A 17,041-nucleotide genomic window follows, 5' to 3' on the forward strand; every position below is an offset into this window, starting at 1 on the left:
AATATATTCCGCTTACAGCAATGCCTGCAAATGCTTACTTTGTTGCCATTCAACAAACGGCAGGAGAGCGAGATGAGCCAAGAGCGAAGTGTTCGACAAATTGCCAAAGGTATTCCCACGTCGGATGGTGCCGGTGTCAAACTGACGCGGGTAATTGGAAACCAGTACGTCCGTAATCTGGATCCTTTCTTGATGCTGGATGAGTTTAAGTCTGATGATAAAGCCGACTATATGGCGGGCTTTCCCATGCACCCACATCGTGGGTTCGAAACAGTCACCTACATGCTGAAAGGCGCGTTTCGTCATGGTGATAATCAAGGTAATACCGGTTACCTGGCGCCCGGTTCTATCCAGTGGATGACGGCAGGCAGAGGCATTGTTCACGAAGAAATGCCTAACCAGGAAGATGGCCCTGTCTGGGGGTTTCAATTGTGGGTAAACCTGCCATCAACGCACAAGATGACAGCGCCGCGCTATCAAGACATTCGCCCAGAAGATGTGCCTGAGGTTGAGTTGGACAACGGTATTGTCAAAGTGTTGGTGGGCAACTTCCAGGGCGTGGAAGGCCCGGTAGAGGATGTAGTGACCGACCCGTTGTATCTGGACTTTCATCTGAATGATGACGCGACTCAACGGGTTGATGTGCCGCTGGGTAAGACGGCGTTTGTTTATGTCTATCAGGGTTCGGCCGAGCTGTCCGGTACACAGTTGCCGGAGCGTCACTTGGGAATCTTGGGTGAGGGTGACTTTATTGAAGTCCTCTCCTTATCGCCGAAGACCCGTTTGCTGGTGGTCGCCGGTGATCCCATTGAGGAGCCGGTGGTGCAATATGGACCGTTCGTGATGAACACGGTTGAAGAGGTTCAGCAGGCCATCACTGACTTTAATGAAGGTCGCTTCTGATAGAAGGTATTTACCTAAGGCATAAAAAAACCCGCCGAGGCGGGTTTTTTCGTATCCGTCGATGCTTAAGCAGCTTTCAGTGCTTTAACGCGAGCGGACAGGCGGCTCATGGTGCGAGACGCTTTGTTCTTGCTGATGATGCCTTTGCGGGCCATGCCATCGATAACCGGCTGTGCGGTCGTCAGGGCCTTGGACGCTTCATCGTAGTTCTTAGCTTCGATCTGCTTCACAACCTTCTTTACGTAGGTGCGAACCATAGATCGTTGACTGGCGTTGTGCGCCCGGCGCTTCACTGCCTGACGAGCACGTTTCTTGGAACCAGCAGAGTTTGCCACGGGCAGCTCCTTTCAACTGTCTTGAGGGTCAAATTCGAGGGGCGCGATTCTAGGGTTTAGCTTCGGTGTTGTCAATGCTGGCTTGTCCGTGTCGATTTCGCCACTTCCGGCTGAGCGCCCGGATCGGCTAGACTGGGCCGCTTCGCCCTTCTGACCACGGATCGAATCATGGCTGCAGCCGACTCAAAACCTGTTAAAAGCCGATCGGGCTTGTTGAGTCATTCGATGGTGGTCGCTGCGGCAACCATGGTTTCGCGAGTTTTAGGCATGACGCGTGATGTCGTTTTTGCCGTACTGTTTGGTGCTGGTGGCGCGATGGATGCCTTTTTTGTGGCGTTTAAAGTGCCTAATTTCCTTCGCCGGTTGTTTGCGGAAGGCGCTTTTAACCAGGCCTTTATTCCCGTGTTGAGTCAGATCCGTCAGGAAGAAGGCGATGCGGGCGTGCGGCGTCTGGTCGCCGCCACTCAGGTGGCGTTGGGCTCTGTTGTGGGGCTGATTACCCTGATCGCCATGGTTGCTGCGCCTGCAGTAGCCTGGCTATTTGCACCGGGTTTTCATGACGATGGCGTCAAATTGGCGCAAACAGCCGACTTCCTCCGGTTAACCTTTCCTTATCTGTGGTTTATTTCGCTGACGGCATTGGGGCAGTCCGTTCTTAATACCTATAACCGCTTTGCCGCGCCGGCGATTACGCCGGTCATTCTGAATCTCTGTCTGATTGGTGCCGCATTCTGGCTGACACCGCAGTTTGATGTGCCGATGACGGGCCTTGCCATCGGTGTATTAATCGCGGGGTTGCTCCAGTGGCTTTGGCTTTGGCCGTCGTTGATTCGGCTGGGCGTTTGGCAACCGCTGGATTGGCGTGCTCGCCATGCTGGTGTAAAGCGGATCGCGGTGCTGATGGTGCCGGCCCTCTTTGGTGTCTCGGTCAGTCAGATTAACCTGTTACTGGACACCGTCTTGGCATCGTTGCTGGTCGATGGTTCTGTCGGCTGGCTGTATTATTCGGATCGTTTGTCAGAACTGCCGTTGGGCGTCATTGGTATCGCCATTGGTACCGTTTTGTTGCCACGGTTATCCAGTCAGTCCAGTGCTGAAGACCCGGACGCCTTTAAACGCACTTTGGGTTGGGCCTTGTCGCTGGTGTTGACCGTGGGTTTGCCGGCCATGGCGGCTCTGGTCGTGTTAGCCGAGCCGCTGTTGACGGCTTTGTTCCAATATCAGGCTTTTACGCCTTATGACGTCAGTCGCAGTGCGGCCAGCCTGATGGCCTATGCGGTCGGTCTTCCTGCTTTTATGCTGATTAAAATCCTGGCGCCGGCGTTTTTTGCGCGTCAGGACACTCGAACGCCGGTGCGCATTGCCATCTGGGCAATGTCGTTAAATATGGTGTTCAACCTGCTCTTGATTATACCGCTGGCGCACGTTGGATTGGCGTTAGCGACCGCGCTTTCATCCTGGGTCAATGCGGGCATGCTGGCCTGGACGTTGTCGCGTGAGCGTCGATTGCCTGCCTTAGCACTCTGGTGGCCCGCTGCCGTGAGGGCGCTTTTTGCGTCTGCCGTGATGGCGCTGGCCTTATTGGGCCTGATGCAGCTGGAGTGGATGGCGCTGCCCGCTGATATTCCCGGGCGCATCTGGCGAGTCGGTCTGTTAGTTGCGCAGGGATTGTCGGTGTTTGCCGTGGTCTGGGTATTGGCCGGTGGGCGGCCGCGACATTTAACGGGGCACTGAAACTGTGCACTGACGGGAGACGTCATCGGCACTTTTTTGTATACTGCGCGGCCCTGTTCGCCACCACAGATCGCTATGCGTATCAGTCGTCGACCTCGACCGCTCGGCCAGCCGGCCGCCGTGACCATTGGTAGCTTCGATGGCCTTCACCTGGGGCATCAACGCTTAATTGAAGCGCTTAATGAAGCGGCCCATTCCCGTGGCCTGGCCTCCACTGTTGTGACTTTTGAACCGCAACCTCGCGAGTTTTTCGATCCGAAAGGCGCGCCAGCCCGTTTGGCTGCATTGAACGACAAGGTTCGACGCCTGGGAGCCATGGGCGTTGATCAGCTGGTGGTGCTCTCCTTTAATTCCGCGTTGCGTGCCATGTCAGCGGCTGATTTTGTGCAGCATGTATTGATCGATGGCCTGAACGCGCGCTGGGTGCAGGTCGGTGATGACTTCCGCTTCGGTAACGATCGTCGTGGTGATGTCGATTTCCTGCGCCAATACGATTTTGAAGTGCAGCAGCTGGAATCGCAGCGCCTGGGTGACGATCGCGTTTCCAGTACGGCGATTCGCACCAGTTTGGCTGAGGGCCACCTGCAGGAAGCCGCTGAATTGCTGGGCGAACCATATACGCTCAGTGGTCGGGTTGTTCACGGCCGTAAACTGGGCCGTACCATCGGTGTGCCGACGGCCAATATTCTGTTGAACCATCCCAAACTGGCCACCAACGGCGTCTTTGCAGTGCGCACCCGGGTAGGCGATCGCTGGTTGCCGGGCGTTGCCAATCTGGGGCCTAAGCCGACCGTTGGTGATGAACGTAACTGGCTTGAAGTGCACCTGTTCGATGCTGACCTTGATTTGTATGGCCAGCGCCTCGATGTGCAGCTATGGCAGCGGCTGCGGGGCATTGAAAGATTTGATAGTCTTGACGCCCTGAAAAACCAGATTCAGGCCGATATCCAGGCTGCACGAGCCTGGTTTGATACGAATGAAGTAAACGGATAACTCATCCTTCCAACCCCGGTTGCCTGAGACAGGCCCATTGACCGAAGTGACCGACCTCCATGACTGACTATAAAGCGACACTGAATTTGCCGCAGACGGACTTTCCGATGCGCGGTAACCTGGCCAAGCGTGAGCCGGAAATGCTGGCTCAATGGGAGCAAAACGGCATTTACCAGCGCATTCGCGCAGCCAGCGCAGGTCGTCCCAAGTTCATTCTGCATGATGGCCCGCCGTACGCGAATGGTGATTTGCACCTCGGCCATGCGGTCAACAAGGTTCTTAAAGATATCATCATCAAGTCGAAGGGTTTTATCGGCTTTGACGCGCCTTATGTGCCGGGCTGGGATTGCCACGGTTTGCCGATTGAGCACAAGGTGGAGACCACCATCGGTCGTGCGGGTGACAAGGTCGACTTCAAAACCTTCCGTGCGGAATGTCGCGCCTATGCGTTGGGTCAAATTGACAATCAGCGCAAAGGTTTTATCCGCATGGGTGTCTTTGGTGATTGGCAGAACCCCTATCTGACGCTGAACCATCAGACCGAAGCCGATATCATCCGCGCGCTGGGCAAAATCGCCGAAAGCGGTCACTTAGTGCGTGGCTTCAAGCCGGTTTATTGGAGTGTGGTCGGTGGCTCGGCTTTGGCCGAAGCCGAAGTTGAATACAAAGACAAAACGTCGTTCAGCATCGATGTTCGTTACGCCGCCAAAGACCCGTCGTCAGTACTCAAGGCCTTTGGTACGGAAGCCGGCGAAGGCGAAGTCGGTGCGGTTATCTGGACCACCACGCCTTGGACCTTGCCTGCGTCCCAGGCCATCTCGGTGCATCCGGAACTGGATTACGTCTTACTGCAAACCGACGTTAACGGTTCGCCTGCGCGACTGATTCTGGCGGAAGGCTTGCTCGACGCTGCGACAGAACGCCAAGGTTTGACCAACACCAAAATCATCGGTCGGGCGAAAGGTCAGGCGTTGGAAGGGCTGGTGTTCGATCATCCGTTTTATCAGCGCGACATCCCGATTCTGCTGGGCGATCATGTCACGCTCGACGCCGGTACCGGCCTGGTTCATACCGCGCCTGATCACGGTATGGATGACTTTCTGGTGTGTCAGCGCTACGGCATTGAAACCTTAAACCCGCTGAACGATGGCGGTGTTTATCGCAATAATGTCGAGCTGTTTGCTGGCGAACACGTTTATAAAGTCGAGCCGCACATCATCGAGGTGTGCAAAGAGCACGATCGCCTGCTCAGCGAGGGCAAGTTGACTCACAGCTACGCTCACTGCTGGCGGACCAAAACCCCGCTGATCTACCGTGCCACGCCACAGTGGTTTATCAGCATGGACAAGCAAAACCTGCGCGGTCAGGCGCTGGACGCCATCAAAGGCGTGCGCTGGGTGCCCGGTTGGGGCCAGAACCGCATCGAAGCGATGATGGAACAAAGCCCGGACTGGTGTATCTCACGCCAGCGTACCTGGGGCGTGCCCATCGCCTTTGTGACCCACAAAGAGACGGGCGAGCTGCACCCCGAATTGCCGCGCATCATTGAAGCGGTTGCCGAGCGCGTCGAAAAAGAAGGGATGGATGCCTGGTGGGAACTCGACCTGGCCGACGTCATCAGCGACGCCGATCAGTACGAAAAAGTCACCGATACACTCGATGTCTGGTTCGATTCCGGCGTCACCCATGACACCGTCCTGCGCAAGCGTGCGGAGCTGGGTGAGTACCCGGCCGATATGTACCTGGAAGGGTCGGATCAGCATCGCGGCTGGTTCCAGTCATCGTTGAAAACCGCCGTCGCCATCAACGGCAGTGCACCCTATAAGCAGGTGCTGACGCATGGTTTCACCATCGATGAGAAAGGACACAAGATGTCCAAGTCGTTGGGTAACGGCATCGAACCGGAAGAAATCTTCAACACCATGGGTGCCGACATCATGCGGTTGTGGGTCGCGTCGACCGACTACAGCGGCGAGATGGCGATGTCTAAAGAAATTCTGAACCGTACCGCCGATGCCTACCGCCGCATCCGTAATACGGCGCGTTTCTTTATCTCCAACCTGAGCGGTTTTGACCCAGCCAAAGATCAGGTTGAGCCGGAGCAGATGTTGGCGCTGGACCGTTGGGCTGTTGATCGTGCCTACCGGCTTCAGCAGGAACTGTCGGATTGCTACGACAACTATCAGTTCGTTCAGGTGTATCAGAAAATCCATCACTTCTGCGTGCTGGATATGGGCGGTTTCTATCTGGATATCATCAAGGATCGCCAGTACACCACCCAGGCCGATTCGCTGGCGCGTCGTTCCTGCCAGACTGCGCTCTACCACGTTCTGGAAGCCTTGGTTCGCTGGATCGCACCGATCCTGAGCTTTACTGCCGACGAGCTCTGGCAGCACTTGCCGGGTGAGCGCAGCCTGAGCGTGTTCGAACAAACCTGGTATGAAGGCCTGACCACCTTATCTGACAGCGAACCGATGAACGGCGCTTTCTGGGCGCAGGTTCAGGCGGCCAAAGAAGGCGTCAATAAAGTACTGGAACTGGCGCGTAATGAAGGTCGCGTTGGCGGCAGTCTGAAAGCGGAAGTGACGCTGTACTGCGACAGTGAATTAAAAGCGGCTTTGGCGGAACTGGGTGACGAGCTGCGCTTTGTCACCTTGACCAGTGAGGCTAAATTGGCCGAGCTGAACGATGCACCGGCCGACGCCATCGATACCGACCTGGAAAGTTTGAAAGTGGCGGTCGTCGCCTCCGAACTGCCGAAGTGCGAGCGTTGCTGGCACCAGCGTCCAGATGTTGGCCTGCATCCGGAACACCCGGAGCTCTGTGGTCGCTGCGTCGAGAACGTCACTGGCAAGGGTGAGGTGCGTTACTTTGCCTAAGCTGAATCAGCTGTTTCCCAGTGGTCCTCGTCAGCTGCTGTGGCTGGTGATTGCCGCTGTCGTTATTGCGGTCGATCTGTGGACTAAATCGCTGGCGGTTGAGTTGTTGACCTATCGTCAGCCGGTACCGGTGTTGCCGGTGCTCGACTTTACCTTGTTGCATAACCGTGGCGCGGCGTTCAGTTTCCTGGGCGCGGCGGGCGGCTGGCAGCGCTGGTTATTTGTCGTTATTGCGCTGGCGGTGTCTGTTTTGCTGGTCGTGTGGATTATGCGGCTGAAGCCGACCGATCGCTGGGTGGCCGTGGCTTTGTCACTGATTCTCGGTGGTGCGCTGGGCAATCTCTATGATCGGGTAACACTCGGTTACGTGGTCGACTTTATCCATGCGCATTGGGGCAACAGCTACTTCCCGGCCTTTAATATTGCCGACAGCGCCATTACCGTAGGGGCTATCATGATATTGATTGATGCCTTCTGGTTGGAAAAACGACGTCGTGGAGCGGTGAGCTGAGCATGGATGTGATTCAGGAAAATGCCACCATCACGCTGCATTTTGCGTTGCGTCTGGACAGCGGTGAAACCGTCGATTCGACATTCGATAAAGCACCGGCGACCTTGACCATTGGCGATGGCAACCTGCCGGAAGGTTTCGAGCGCCATCTGATGGGGTTGGCCGTCGGTGATCACCGAACGGTTCGGGTTGAACCGGAAGATGCGTTCGGTCAGCACAATCCGCAAAACCTGCAAAACTTCAAGCGTGACCAGTTCGGCGCGGAGATTGAACCGGGTATGGTCATGTCGTTCGCAGACGCCGGTAACAATGAGTTACCCGGTGTGATTGCGGAAATCGAAGGCGACTTTGTTACAGTGGACTTCAACCACCCGTTGGCTGGCAAAACGCTGGACTTCGAAGTGGAAATTCTCGCCATAGAGAGCGCGACTGATGGACATTAAACTGGCCAATCCGCGCGGCTTCTGCGCTGGAGTGGACCGCGCCATCGATATTGTTAACCGGGCACTGGAGCTTTACGGTGCGCCGCTGTACGTGCGTCATGAAGTGGTGCACAACAAGTTTGTGGTCGACGATTTGCGCCAGCGCGGAGCTGTCTTTGTTGATGAGTTGGATGAAGTGCCAGACAACCAACTGGTCATTTTTTCCGCCCATGGCGTGTCCCAGGCGGTGCGTACAGAAGCTGACAAACGTGGTTTGAAAGTGTTCGACGCTACCTGTCCGCTGGTGACCAAGGTGCATCTGGAAGTCTCGCGCTACAGCGCCGACGGTATGGAATGCATTTTGATCGGTCACCGTGGCCATCCGGAAGTGGAAGGCACCATGGGTCAGTACGACCACAGCCAGGGTGGCGATATTTACTTGGTGGAAGACGAAGACGACGTCGCCAACCTGCCGGTGCGCGATGAATCTCGCCTGGCCTATGTCACCCAAACCACGCTGTCGATGGACGACACTGCGCGCATTATCGATGCACTGCGCGCACGTTTCCCGATGATTCAGGGGCCGCGCAAAGACGACATCTGTTACGCCACTCAGAACCGTCAGGACGCGGTGAAAACCCTCGCCGCCGAATGTGATATTGTTTTGGTGGTCGGTTCGCCGAATTCTTCCAACTCCAACCGACTGCGCGAGTTGGCTGAACGCATGGGCTGCGAAGCCCATCTGCTCGACGATGCCAGCCAGCTGCAAGCCGAATGGTTCGAAGGCAAACAGCGCATTGGTGTGACCGCCGGTGCGTCCGCCCCGGAAATTCTCGTCACTCAAGTGCTGGACGGATTAAAAGCCATTGGCGCTGAAGCCCCGGTCGAACTCGACGGCATTCCTGAAAACATCACCTTCTCGATACCTCGTGAACTGCGCATGAAGGATTTGGGTTAAGCCCGACCGGCGGCGTAAACCTTGAAGCGGTTGGCAAAACCGATACCCAGCCGCCACTGCCTGCTGACTTTTCGATCACCGCTCGATTAGCCTGTCTGTTCCACGCCTGACACGGATGAAAGGCATGCACACAGCGAAAGGACTGACGCTGATCGAACTGTTGCTGAGCCTGGCGCTGCTTGGAATATTGAGCGCTCTGGCGTTGCCCAGCTACCGTCAACTGATTCAAACCCAAAGCGCCGATCGGTTGCGTGATGATTTGTTTGCTGATCTCAGTTTCGCCCGTTCACAAGCCTTATCGCTCGGTTTGCCGGTGGCTGTGTGTACCAGTACCAACCTCTTTATTACCGATCCTTCCAGCCTGACTTGCCTTAATCCGGGTACCGATTGGTCCGCTGGCTGGATGATTTTTATCGATGTGAATAACGATAAAAATCATCAGAGCAACGAGCCTTTGCTGTCTGTCTACGAAGATTCACCCGGTGATGTCCTCATCCGTTTTAACCGCACGCAGGCAATTACGTTTGATCGCCGCGGCCGTGCCAATGCCGCGTCCTTTTATCTGTGCCGCCAAGACATTGAGTATGTCCAGCGCATTGCTGTCTCACTGCAAGGCCGGATTCGTTACGCCGCAATAGAGGACGATTGCGAATGACGACAGCCGTTCAACAAAAGGGCACCACACTGGTTGAAGTCTTGATTGCCGTGTTGTTGCTCGCCATCGGTTTACTGGGTTTTGCCAGTGCACAAAGCCAGGCATTGCGACTGAGCAGTGATGCTTTGCAATACTCGCGCGCTTCCTGGATGGCCGATGATTGGTTTGGCCGGATGCGGGCTAATCCGGTGCAGGCACTGAATCACAATGGCTATCTGTTTGATACCTCGAACAACACGCCATCAGCGCCGGATTGCGCCCGTCATGATTGCAGCCCGGATCGCATTGCCGACCATGACTTAAGCCTTTGGCTGCAGCAACTGGATGACATCCTGCCCGGCGCTACGGCGGCTAATCAGCGCGACGGACGGCAATTTCAGCTGACCATTCGGTTGGCAGCATCGGTCGAAGGTGTCCGTCCAGAATTCGTTTTTGTAACCCGGCTATGAATGCGCTGACCGTAATGCACCCCCGGTCTAAGCAACACGGCTTCAGTCTGATCGAATTACTGATCGCTTTGACGTTGTCTTTGGTCGTCATCGGCGGTGCGATTCAAATATTGTTGAGCGGCCAGCGCAGCTACCAGCTGTTGCTGCAGCAGGCGCGGTTACAGGAAAACGCCCGTATGGCGCTGAGTTATCTGGCGGCGGATATTCGTCAGGCCGGTTTTGTCGGTTGCGACCTTCAGTCGATCCCGATTGCCAACCTGGTTGGCAATCGCACCGAGTCCTGGTTGTACGGCTGGGACGACGTCGATGACTTTGGCAAAGGCATTGTCGATGGCACCGATGTGCTGGCGGTGCGACGGTTTCAGTTTGACCACAGTCGCAAGCTTATTAGTCAGAGCAGTAACACGGTCAGCACGCTGCTAACGACGACCTCGGGCATAGAGTTCGACAATGAACCAATAGTCGCCTTGGTTGATAGCGACTGTTCAAATATGGCGATCTTTCAAGTGACTGACTCCACCAACAGCAGCGTTGAGGTCGAAGCCGGCGGTGCTAACTGCAGTCATATTCTGCGCGGCAATTTTGACTGTGATCAGCTCGCCAACGCCGATCCAAGCCGTCGTTATTCGCCCGATGCTCAACTTTTTGCTATTGAGCATATCGGCTACGCCATTCACCCGCCGAGCAGCAAAAGCCTCACAGAGGGTACGTCGCTGTGGCGTCTTAATTTTAATGGCAGCAACCAGGAAATCATTGAAGGCGTGGACGACCTGCAATTGCGTTACGGTCTGGATACCTCCAACCCAGTCGACGGTGTGATTGATCGTTACTTTAATGCCGCGCAAATCAACGCCGCCAATCATCTCAGTTTCGATCAGTTGGTTGCCGTGGAAATTACTTTAACCATGCGCGCCGAAAGCCAGTCCATCGGCGGTGAAGATCTGACGCTCAGCCTGACGGCTCAGGTTCGTTTAGCGAACGGAGTGCTGTGACGGTGGCAAGCAAATCCCAACGTGGTGTGGTGTTAATACTGGTGTTGGTGTTACTGCTGGTGCTTGGGATCGCTGCCACGGCGGCCGTGCGGCTGGCACAGATCGAAACTCGAATGAGTGGCGGAATCGGTGAACGCAGCCGCGCTCGGCAATTGGCTGAAGCGGCTGTGTTACAAACTGAAAGCTGGTTGGATGAGGCAGGCTTTAGTCTCAGTGCCGAAGGCCAATTGTGCCAGCCCAGCGGCGAGTGTTTTTCCAGTTTGTGCGATAAAGGCTTGTGCTTCAGCGGCCGTCTAGAGTTGGACAGCGAGGATTTACATCGTTGTAGCCTTAACCCGTTATCGCGCGAAGCGGAGCTGTTTCAGCAGCGTTCACTTTGGACGGAGCCGAATAAAACTCAGGATTGGCCACTCTACGATGCCGATGGCGACCTTATTGCCAGCGCGCCGGTTTTAGTCGAGTGGCGCTGCTTTATTCCATTGAATCCGCTTGAGGCTGAGAACTCTGAAAAGCGCTATCAACTCAGTCACTGGCAACCTCTGTACCGTATCAGCGCCTATAGCCGCGGCCGCGATGGCCATTCTCGTCTTCTGCTGCAAACCCTTTATTCACCTCAACTGGGTCGGCAAAGCTGGCGTGAGGTACCGATTCTTTTTCTGCCCTAGCGGCGTTGATCAACAGGAGCGACAGGATGTTGCACTCTTCAATTCCTCACCGAACTCAATGGGGGTTTACCTTGGTAGAGATCATGCTGGCACTGGCTATTTTGGCGTTGCTGACGGCCATCGCATTACCCAATTATCAGCAGCAAGTGCGGCAAGCCCGCCGCAGCGATGCCCATGTCTTGTTGTTTAACGCTGCCAATGTGCAACAACAATTATGGGTGCGTGAGATGCGCTACAGTGAATCGCCCGCTGAATTGAGCGGTGTGAATTCACCTCAAGGGTTTTACCAACTGACAACCGTGCTGGCTGAACAGGGTGAGCTGATGCTAACGAACCCGGTGGGCATTCAAGTGCTTTGCAGTGGCGATCCTTGTTTTACGCTGGCGGCAACACCGGCGAAGTCACAAACGCCAGACGATCTCTGTGCTGTCTTCACCCTCGACCATCTAGGCCGCAAACGTTCTTACAACCAAAGCGGTCAACAGAACGACCCCGGTCCAGACGACCCCTGCTGGTAATGCCGCGCTCGTCCGGCTCGGACTTGTCCTGACCCGGTCTTTGCCGGACAATACCGCCCCGCTCGCGACAAGGGTTCGCCTGTCATGACATTGCGCGTCGCTCTGGCCCAGTTCCGGTTTCCGGTGGGCGACATTCCCGGTAACACCGACAAGGTGCTCGATCTGGCGCATCAGGCGCAGGCCGATGGTGCCGATCTTATTGTTTTCCCCGAGCTCACCCTGGCCGGTTATCCGCCGGAAGATTTACTGCTGCGCCCCAGCCTGGAATTACGCATCAGCGAGGCCATTGATCGGCTGAAAGCTGCCGAGCTTTCGATTGCGATGGTGGTGGGGTATCCCGAACGCGAGGCGGGCAAGCTGTATAACAAGGCGATGGTGGTGCAACACGGCCGGGTTATCGCTGATTATCGAAAGCAACACCTGCCCAATTATCAGGTGTTTGATGAAAAGCGCTATTTCACCAAAGCCAGTGAAACCTGCGTGTTCGAATTCAAAGGGGCCAAGATTGCGCTGACCATTTGTGAAGACATCTGGTACGACGGCCCGGCTCGTCGCGCAGCTGAAGCCGGTGCCGAGATCAACATCAACATCAACGGCAGTCCTTATCACATTGATCGCGAAGCCCAGCGCCATGAACAGGTGGGGCGGGTGGCGCGTTCGACCAATATGACCACGGTGTACGTTAACCACATCGGTGGTCAGGACGAATTGGTGTTTGATGGCGCTTCGTTTATTGCTGAAGCCGATGGCAGCATCAACCTGACGTTGCCCGCTTATCGTGAATGCTTGCACAGCTGCGATTTGGAACGCACCGAGTCCGGTTGGCGGGTCACCGAACCCGCTAAGGCACCGGTGTTGTCGGTTGAAGCATCGCTCTACGAAGCGCTGAAATTGGGCCTGGCCGACTACGTGAATCGCAATGGTTTTCCGGGGGTGGTGTTGGGTCTTTCCGGCGGCATCGACTCCGCATTAAGTGCCGCCATAGCCGTGGATGCGCTCGGCCCGGACCGGGTAACCGCGGTGATGATGCCCTATCAATACACCGCTAAGATGAGCTTGGAAGACGCCGAAGCTGAAGCCAAGCTGCTGGGCATTCGCTACGAAGTGCTGCCGATAGGCGATGCTTACGAAGCGGCTTACGCCACCTTGGCGCCTATGTTTGATGGCAAGGCCGTCGACACCACGGAGCAAAACATGCAATCGCGGTTGCGCGGTCTGTTTTTGATGGCGCTGTCGAACAAACTCGGTTCCATGGTGCTGACCACCGGCAACAAGAGTGAGATGGCCGTGGGCTATGCCACCTTGTACGGCGATATGTGCGGCGGTTTTAACGCCCTCAAAGACGTGCCCAAAACCTGGGTCTACCGGTTGGCACGTTGGCGTAATAGCCAGGGCGAAGCGATTCCGGAGCGCGTGATTACCCGTCCGCCATCGGCCGAACTTGCGCCGGATCAGAAAGATGAAGACAGTCTGCCGGGCTATGACATTCTCGATGCCATCATCGAACGCTACGTCGAACGTGATGAAAGCCTCGATACCATCGTCGCAGCGGGCTTCGAACGCGATGTCGCCGCTCACGTCATTCGCCTTATCGATATCAACGAATACAAACGCCGCCAGGCACCAGAAGGCGTGCGGGTTACACCGCGTGGCTTTGGCCGGGATCGACGTTACCCCATTACTCAAGGATGGAAGCCCGGCCGATGAATATTTTATGGGACTTGGATGGCACGCTGGTCGATTCCATGCCGGTCATCGCGCAAGCGATGAATCAAACCCGCGCCGCGTTCGATCTGGCACCCTTGTCGTTTGATGAATTGAGGCCCTTTATCGGACCGTCAATTCATCCCACTTTTGCACACTTTTTGAATACGAACGACGACGCGCTGGTTGACGCTGCGGTACGTCATTATCGCGCGCTCTGCGACGACACCTTGGCTGACATACCCGTCTTTGAAGGGGTTGAGTCAGTGCTCGGCGCGCTGGCAGAAGCCGGCTGTCAGCAGTTCGTAGCGACGGCGAAATATCGGCCTGTCGCTCGTGAATTATTGACATTGACGGGGTTGGATCGCTGGTTCATTGAGGTGTACGGCTCAGAAGACGGCGGGGTCTTCGGTCATAAGCCCGAACTGTTGGCGCATTTGCTGTCCGAAGAAGGGTTAAGCCCGGCGGAAACGCTGATGATTGGTGACACTCACTACGATATGGAAGCCGCCCGCGCCAACGACCTGACGGCCATCGGCGTTGCTTGGGGGTATGGTGAAAACAACGCCTTGCAAGAAGGGGGTGCCCACCGCCTGGTCGACACCCCGGATGAATTGCTGGCAGCTATTCGCGCCAGCTTAGTCTGCGTTTGCTGACGGTTTAGCTGAACCAACCGAGCGTCAGCAGTTTGACCCACCAACGCTCCTGCTCGATATAGGGCGAGCGGTATTCGCCACTGCGCAGGGTGGGGTGCTCAGGGTAGTGTTCGCGCAATTGCGCCAGAGCGATGGCGCGATCATCCGGGCGCTCCAGCGCATCATAAGATTCAATCAACACCACCAGAGCATCGCTCTGTGCACTGACACCCGGATAGTGTGTTTGAACAACCTTGGCGCGCTCTGCTGCAGCAATCCAGGCGTCGCGGCGCATGTAGTAGTCGGCGACCACTAACTCATGCCGCGCCAGCGCATCCTTCAGCAGAATCATCGTATCGATGGCGTCACTGCGATAATCCGAATTCGGGAACTGGTCGGTGTAGTCTTTCAGTGCCACGAAGGCCCGCTCGCCATCCTGTTGTGAACGCTGTGCCAAATCCCCGCGGCCCGTAATGCCGGCATTCTGTTCGTAGAGCCGGTAGTAGCTCATGCCCTTGAGGTACCAGGCGTAATCAACGCTGGGATGGTCTGGGTTCAAGCGCGTGAAACGGTCGGCGTCCAGCACGGCTTGGGCAAAGTCGCGGCTGCTGTAGCGGGCAAACATCAGGTCGAGCTGAGTTTGCTGGGCGTAGCGACCAAAAGGAAATCGGTTTTGCAATTGTTCCAGCGTATCGATGGCCAGGTCGAAATTGCGGCTGTCGATGTAGTCCGACGCCTGTTCGTAAAGCGCTTGTTCCGATTCGGCATCATTGGAACCGAACAGCGCACAGCCGCTGAGGCCGGTCACTAAAATGAACAGAGTAACGAGTTTGGTGAACAACGAAGGCATGGGTTGAATCCGGCCGGTGACGTACAATGGGCGGGTATTGTAACCACAGTCACCTAAGGGCACCAATGATCGCATCCGCCGAGCGCCTGATCGAAACGGTAGAAGTTCCACTGGAGCTGGGCCGTAAACGCTTTGACCAGATTGCCGCCACCCTGTTCAGTGAGCATTCTCGCTCGCGCATCCAACAATGGATCAAAGACGGCGAGTTGCTGGTCGATGGTCAGGTGCGCAAACCCAAAGACAAGCTCATCGGTGGTGAAACACTGCAGCTGGATGCCGCTTTGGAGGCCGATGAACGCTGGGAAGCCGAGCCGGTCGAGCTGGATGTGGTATACGCCGATGACGATATCATCGTAATCGATAAGCCGGCGGGTCTGGTGGTGCACCCCGGCGCCGGCACTCCCGGCGGTACGGTATTAAATGGTTTGCTGTATCACTACCCCGAACTGGCGCAGGTGCCACGAGCCGGCATCGTGCATCGACTCGACAAAGACACCACCGGTTTGATGGTTGTGGCGCGCAGTCTGACCGCTCACACCTCCTTGGTAAATCAATTGCAAACCCGAACCATGGGCCGCGAATATGAGGCGGTGGCCAGTGGTGTGATGACGGGCGGCGGCACGGTTGATGAACCCATCGGCCGTCACCCGACCCAGCGCGTGAAGATGGCGGTCACGCCGGTCGGTAAGGAAGCGATCACTCACTATCGGGTGCTGGAGCGATTCCGCAATCACACTCTGGTGCGCTGCAAGCTCGAAAGCGGCCGCACTCACCAGATTCGAGTGCATCTCTCGCACATCGGCTATCCATTGGTGGGCGATCCGCTCTACGCCGGTCGCCATCGTTTGCCCAAGGGGGTTCATCCGCAGGTGGCTGAAGCTTTGCGCAACTTTGGTCGGCAGGCATTGCACGCGGCACGGCTGGAGTTGCAGCATCCGAAAAGCGGTGAGGTAATGGCTTGGGAATCGGAGTTGCCGGACGACCTGATTGATCTTCTGGCGCTGCTGGAAGCCGAAGTGGAAGGCGATCTGCCATGAACGTTGTTTTCCCAGACTGGCCACTGCCTGATGGCGTTCGCCTGGCCTGGACACAGCGCACGGGTGGTGTCAGTTCGGCGCCGTTCGACCGTTTCAATGTGGCGCATCATGTTGGCGACGATGCCGCGGCGGTGGACGCCAATCGTCAGCAATTACTCACTTCACTGCCTGGTTGCACTGAGATTCGCTGGCTCAGTCAGGTGCATGGAACCGACATCAAAGATGTCCGCCTCAGTGACAACGGCGAGGCTGCTGATGCGGCACTTGCTGTTGAACCCGGGCTCGCCGCCTGTGTGATGACCGCCGACTGTTTGCCGGTGTTTTTCTGGCAGCAGGACGGCCGTCAGGTCGCCGTCGCTCATGCTGGCTGGCGTGGTCTCGCCGGCGGTGTGCTGGCCAATACGCTGGCACAGTTCGATGATCCGGCAACTGTGTATTGCGGACTCGGTCCGGCCATCGGCCCGGGTGCCTTTGAAGTTGGGGCGGACGTTGTCGAGGCGTTTGCTGGCTGGCCGCAAGCAGAAGCTGCCTTTCATGCCAACGATAAAGCCGGTAAATGGCTCGCCGATTTACCGGCCCTGGCCGCCGCCTGGTTGCAGCAGGCCGGAGTCGCCAAGGTCTATTTCAGTGGTGACTGCACCTTCGTACAGGCCGAGCACTATTTCTCTTACCGACGCGATGGTCAGACTGGCCGTATGGCGAATCTGATCTGGATTGAGGGCTGATTCCCAGCGGCTCCCCCCTTGCACTTGACCCGGGTCAAGCGTCGTCATTTCAAGTGCTTGTTATTGCCAAGTGCGC

At 56.4% G+C, this 17,041-nt stretch carries 18 protein-coding genes; 16 read left to right on the forward strand and 2 right to left on the reverse strand.

The window, feature by feature from the left end; genetic code table 11:
- Positions 1-72 precede the first annotated feature (72 nt).
- Positions 73-903 (forward strand): pirin family protein, encoded by an 831-nt coding sequence (locus BGP77_RS08045; protein WP_108164188.1) that lies wholly within the window; start codon positions 73-75, stop codon positions 901-903.
- Between the two features lie 65 nt (positions 904-968).
- Here the strand turns inward: BGP77_RS08045 and rpsT are convergent, their stop codons facing one another.
- Positions 969-1,238 (reverse strand): 30S ribosomal protein S20, encoded by a 270-nt coding sequence (gene rpsT, locus BGP77_RS08050; RefSeq protein ID WP_108164189.1) that lies wholly within the window; start codon positions 1,236-1,238, stop codon positions 969-971.
- A 168-nt stretch (positions 1,239-1,406) separates the two neighbouring features.
- On the opposite strand from rpsT, the gene murJ reads away from it, so the two are divergent.
- The 13 genes from murJ (at position 1,407) to BGP77_RS08115 (ending at position 14,374) form a co-directional block, all read left to right on the forward strand.
- Positions 1,407-2,972 carry a murein biosynthesis integral membrane protein MurJ gene (murJ, locus tag BGP77_RS08055; protein WP_108164190.1) on the forward strand — a complete coding sequence of 522 codons (1,566 nt, stop codon included), beginning with the start codon at positions 1,407-1,409 and terminating at the stop codon, positions 2,970-2,972.
- A 75-nt stretch (positions 2,973-3,047) separates the two neighbouring features.
- Complete coding sequence (gene ribF / locus BGP77_RS08060) at positions 3,048-3,965, forward strand: bifunctional riboflavin kinase/FAD synthetase (protein ID WP_108164191.1); 918 nt, start codon at positions 3,048-3,050, stop codon at positions 3,963-3,965.
- Between the two features lie 59 nt (positions 3,966-4,024).
- Positions 4,025-6,844 (forward strand): isoleucine--tRNA ligase, encoded by a 2,820-nt coding sequence (gene ileS / locus BGP77_RS08065; RefSeq protein WP_108164192.1) that lies wholly within the window; start codon positions 4,025-4,027, stop codon positions 6,842-6,844.
- Positions 6,837-7,355, forward strand: a complete 519-nt coding sequence (gene lspA / locus BGP77_RS08070; RefSeq protein WP_233252323.1) for a signal peptidase II — start codon at positions 6,837-6,839, stop codon at positions 7,353-7,355. The genes ileS and lspA overlap by 8 nt, the downstream gene beginning before the upstream one ends.
- A 2-nt stretch (positions 7,356-7,357) precedes the next feature.
- The gene (gene fkpB / locus BGP77_RS08075) at positions 7,358-7,798 is read left to right on the forward strand and encodes an FKBP-type peptidyl-prolyl cis-trans isomerase (protein WP_108164193.1); all 441 of its coding nucleotides are present in this window, start codon (positions 7,358-7,360) and stop codon (positions 7,796-7,798) included.
- Positions 7,788-8,735 carry a 4-hydroxy-3-methylbut-2-enyl diphosphate reductase gene (ispH, locus tag BGP77_RS08080; RefSeq protein WP_108164194.1) on the forward strand — a complete coding sequence of 316 codons (948 nt, stop codon included), beginning with the start codon at positions 7,788-7,790 and terminating at the stop codon, positions 8,733-8,735. The genes fkpB and ispH overlap by 11 nt, the downstream gene beginning before the upstream one ends.
- A gap of 124 nt (positions 8,736-8,859) precedes the next feature.
- Positions 8,860-9,390 carry a GspH/FimT family protein gene (locus BGP77_RS08085; RefSeq protein ID WP_158269314.1) on the forward strand — a complete coding sequence of 177 codons (531 nt, stop codon included), beginning with the start codon at positions 8,860-8,862 and terminating at the stop codon, positions 9,388-9,390.
- Positions 9,387-9,839 carry a type IV pilus modification protein PilV gene (gene pilV / locus BGP77_RS08090; RefSeq protein ID WP_108164195.1) on the forward strand — a complete coding sequence of 151 codons (453 nt, stop codon included), beginning with the start codon at positions 9,387-9,389 and terminating at the stop codon, positions 9,837-9,839. The genes BGP77_RS08085 and pilV overlap by 4 nt, the downstream gene beginning before the upstream one ends.
- Positions 9,840-9,853: 14 nt before the next feature.
- Positions 9,854-10,831 carry a PilW family protein gene (locus BGP77_RS08095; protein WP_158269315.1) on the forward strand — a complete coding sequence of 326 codons (978 nt, stop codon included), beginning with the start codon at positions 9,854-9,856 and terminating at the stop codon, positions 10,829-10,831.
- A gap of 2 nt (positions 10,832-10,833) precedes the next feature.
- Positions 10,834-11,496 carry a hypothetical protein gene (locus tag BGP77_RS08100; RefSeq protein WP_146171219.1) on the forward strand — a complete coding sequence of 221 codons (663 nt, stop codon included), beginning with the start codon at positions 10,834-10,836 and terminating at the stop codon, positions 11,494-11,496.
- Positions 11,497-11,522: 26 nt separating this feature from the next.
- The gene (locus BGP77_RS08105; protein ID WP_108164406.1) at positions 11,523-12,014 is read left to right on the forward strand and encodes a type IV pilin protein; all 492 of its coding nucleotides are present in this window, start codon (positions 11,523-11,525) and stop codon (positions 12,012-12,014) included.
- A gap of 84 nt (positions 12,015-12,098) precedes the next feature.
- Positions 12,099-13,721 (forward strand): NAD+ synthase, encoded by a 1,623-nt coding sequence (locus BGP77_RS08110; protein ID WP_108164197.1) that lies wholly within the window; start codon positions 12,099-12,101, stop codon positions 13,719-13,721.
- Positions 13,718-14,374, forward strand: coding sequence for an HAD family hydrolase (locus tag BGP77_RS08115; RefSeq protein ID WP_158269316.1), 657 nt, complete (start codon positions 13,718-13,720; stop codon positions 14,372-14,374). The genes BGP77_RS08110 and BGP77_RS08115 overlap by 4 nt, the downstream gene beginning before the upstream one ends.
- A 4-nt stretch (positions 14,375-14,378) precedes the next feature.
- Here the strand turns inward: BGP77_RS08115 and BGP77_RS08120 are convergent, their stop codons facing one another.
- Positions 14,379-15,203: an outer membrane protein assembly factor BamD gene (locus tag BGP77_RS08120; RefSeq protein WP_158269317.1), complete on the reverse strand. Its 825-nt coding sequence runs from the start codon at positions 15,201-15,203 to the stop codon at positions 14,379-14,381.
- 65 nt (positions 15,204-15,268) lie between these two features.
- On the opposite strand from BGP77_RS08120, the gene rluD reads away from it, so the two are divergent.
- Both rluD and pgeF read left to right on the forward strand, forming a co-directional pair.
- On the forward strand, positions 15,269-16,240 hold the full coding sequence (gene rluD / locus BGP77_RS08125; RefSeq protein ID WP_108164200.1) for a 23S rRNA pseudouridine(1911/1915/1917) synthase RluD: 972 nt from the start codon (positions 15,269-15,271) through the stop codon (positions 16,238-16,240).
- Positions 16,237-16,965, forward strand: coding sequence for a peptidoglycan editing factor PgeF (gene pgeF / locus BGP77_RS08130; protein WP_108164201.1), 729 nt, complete (start codon positions 16,237-16,239; stop codon positions 16,963-16,965). Before rluD ends, pgeF begins: the two co-directional genes overlap by 4 nt.
- Positions 16,966-17,041 lie beyond the last annotated feature (76 nt).

It is taken from the genome of Saccharospirillum sp. MSK14-1, assembly GCF_003054965.1.
In the GTDB taxonomy this organism is placed as follows: Bacteria; Pseudomonadota; Gammaproteobacteria; order Pseudomonadales; family Natronospirillaceae; genus Saccharospirillum.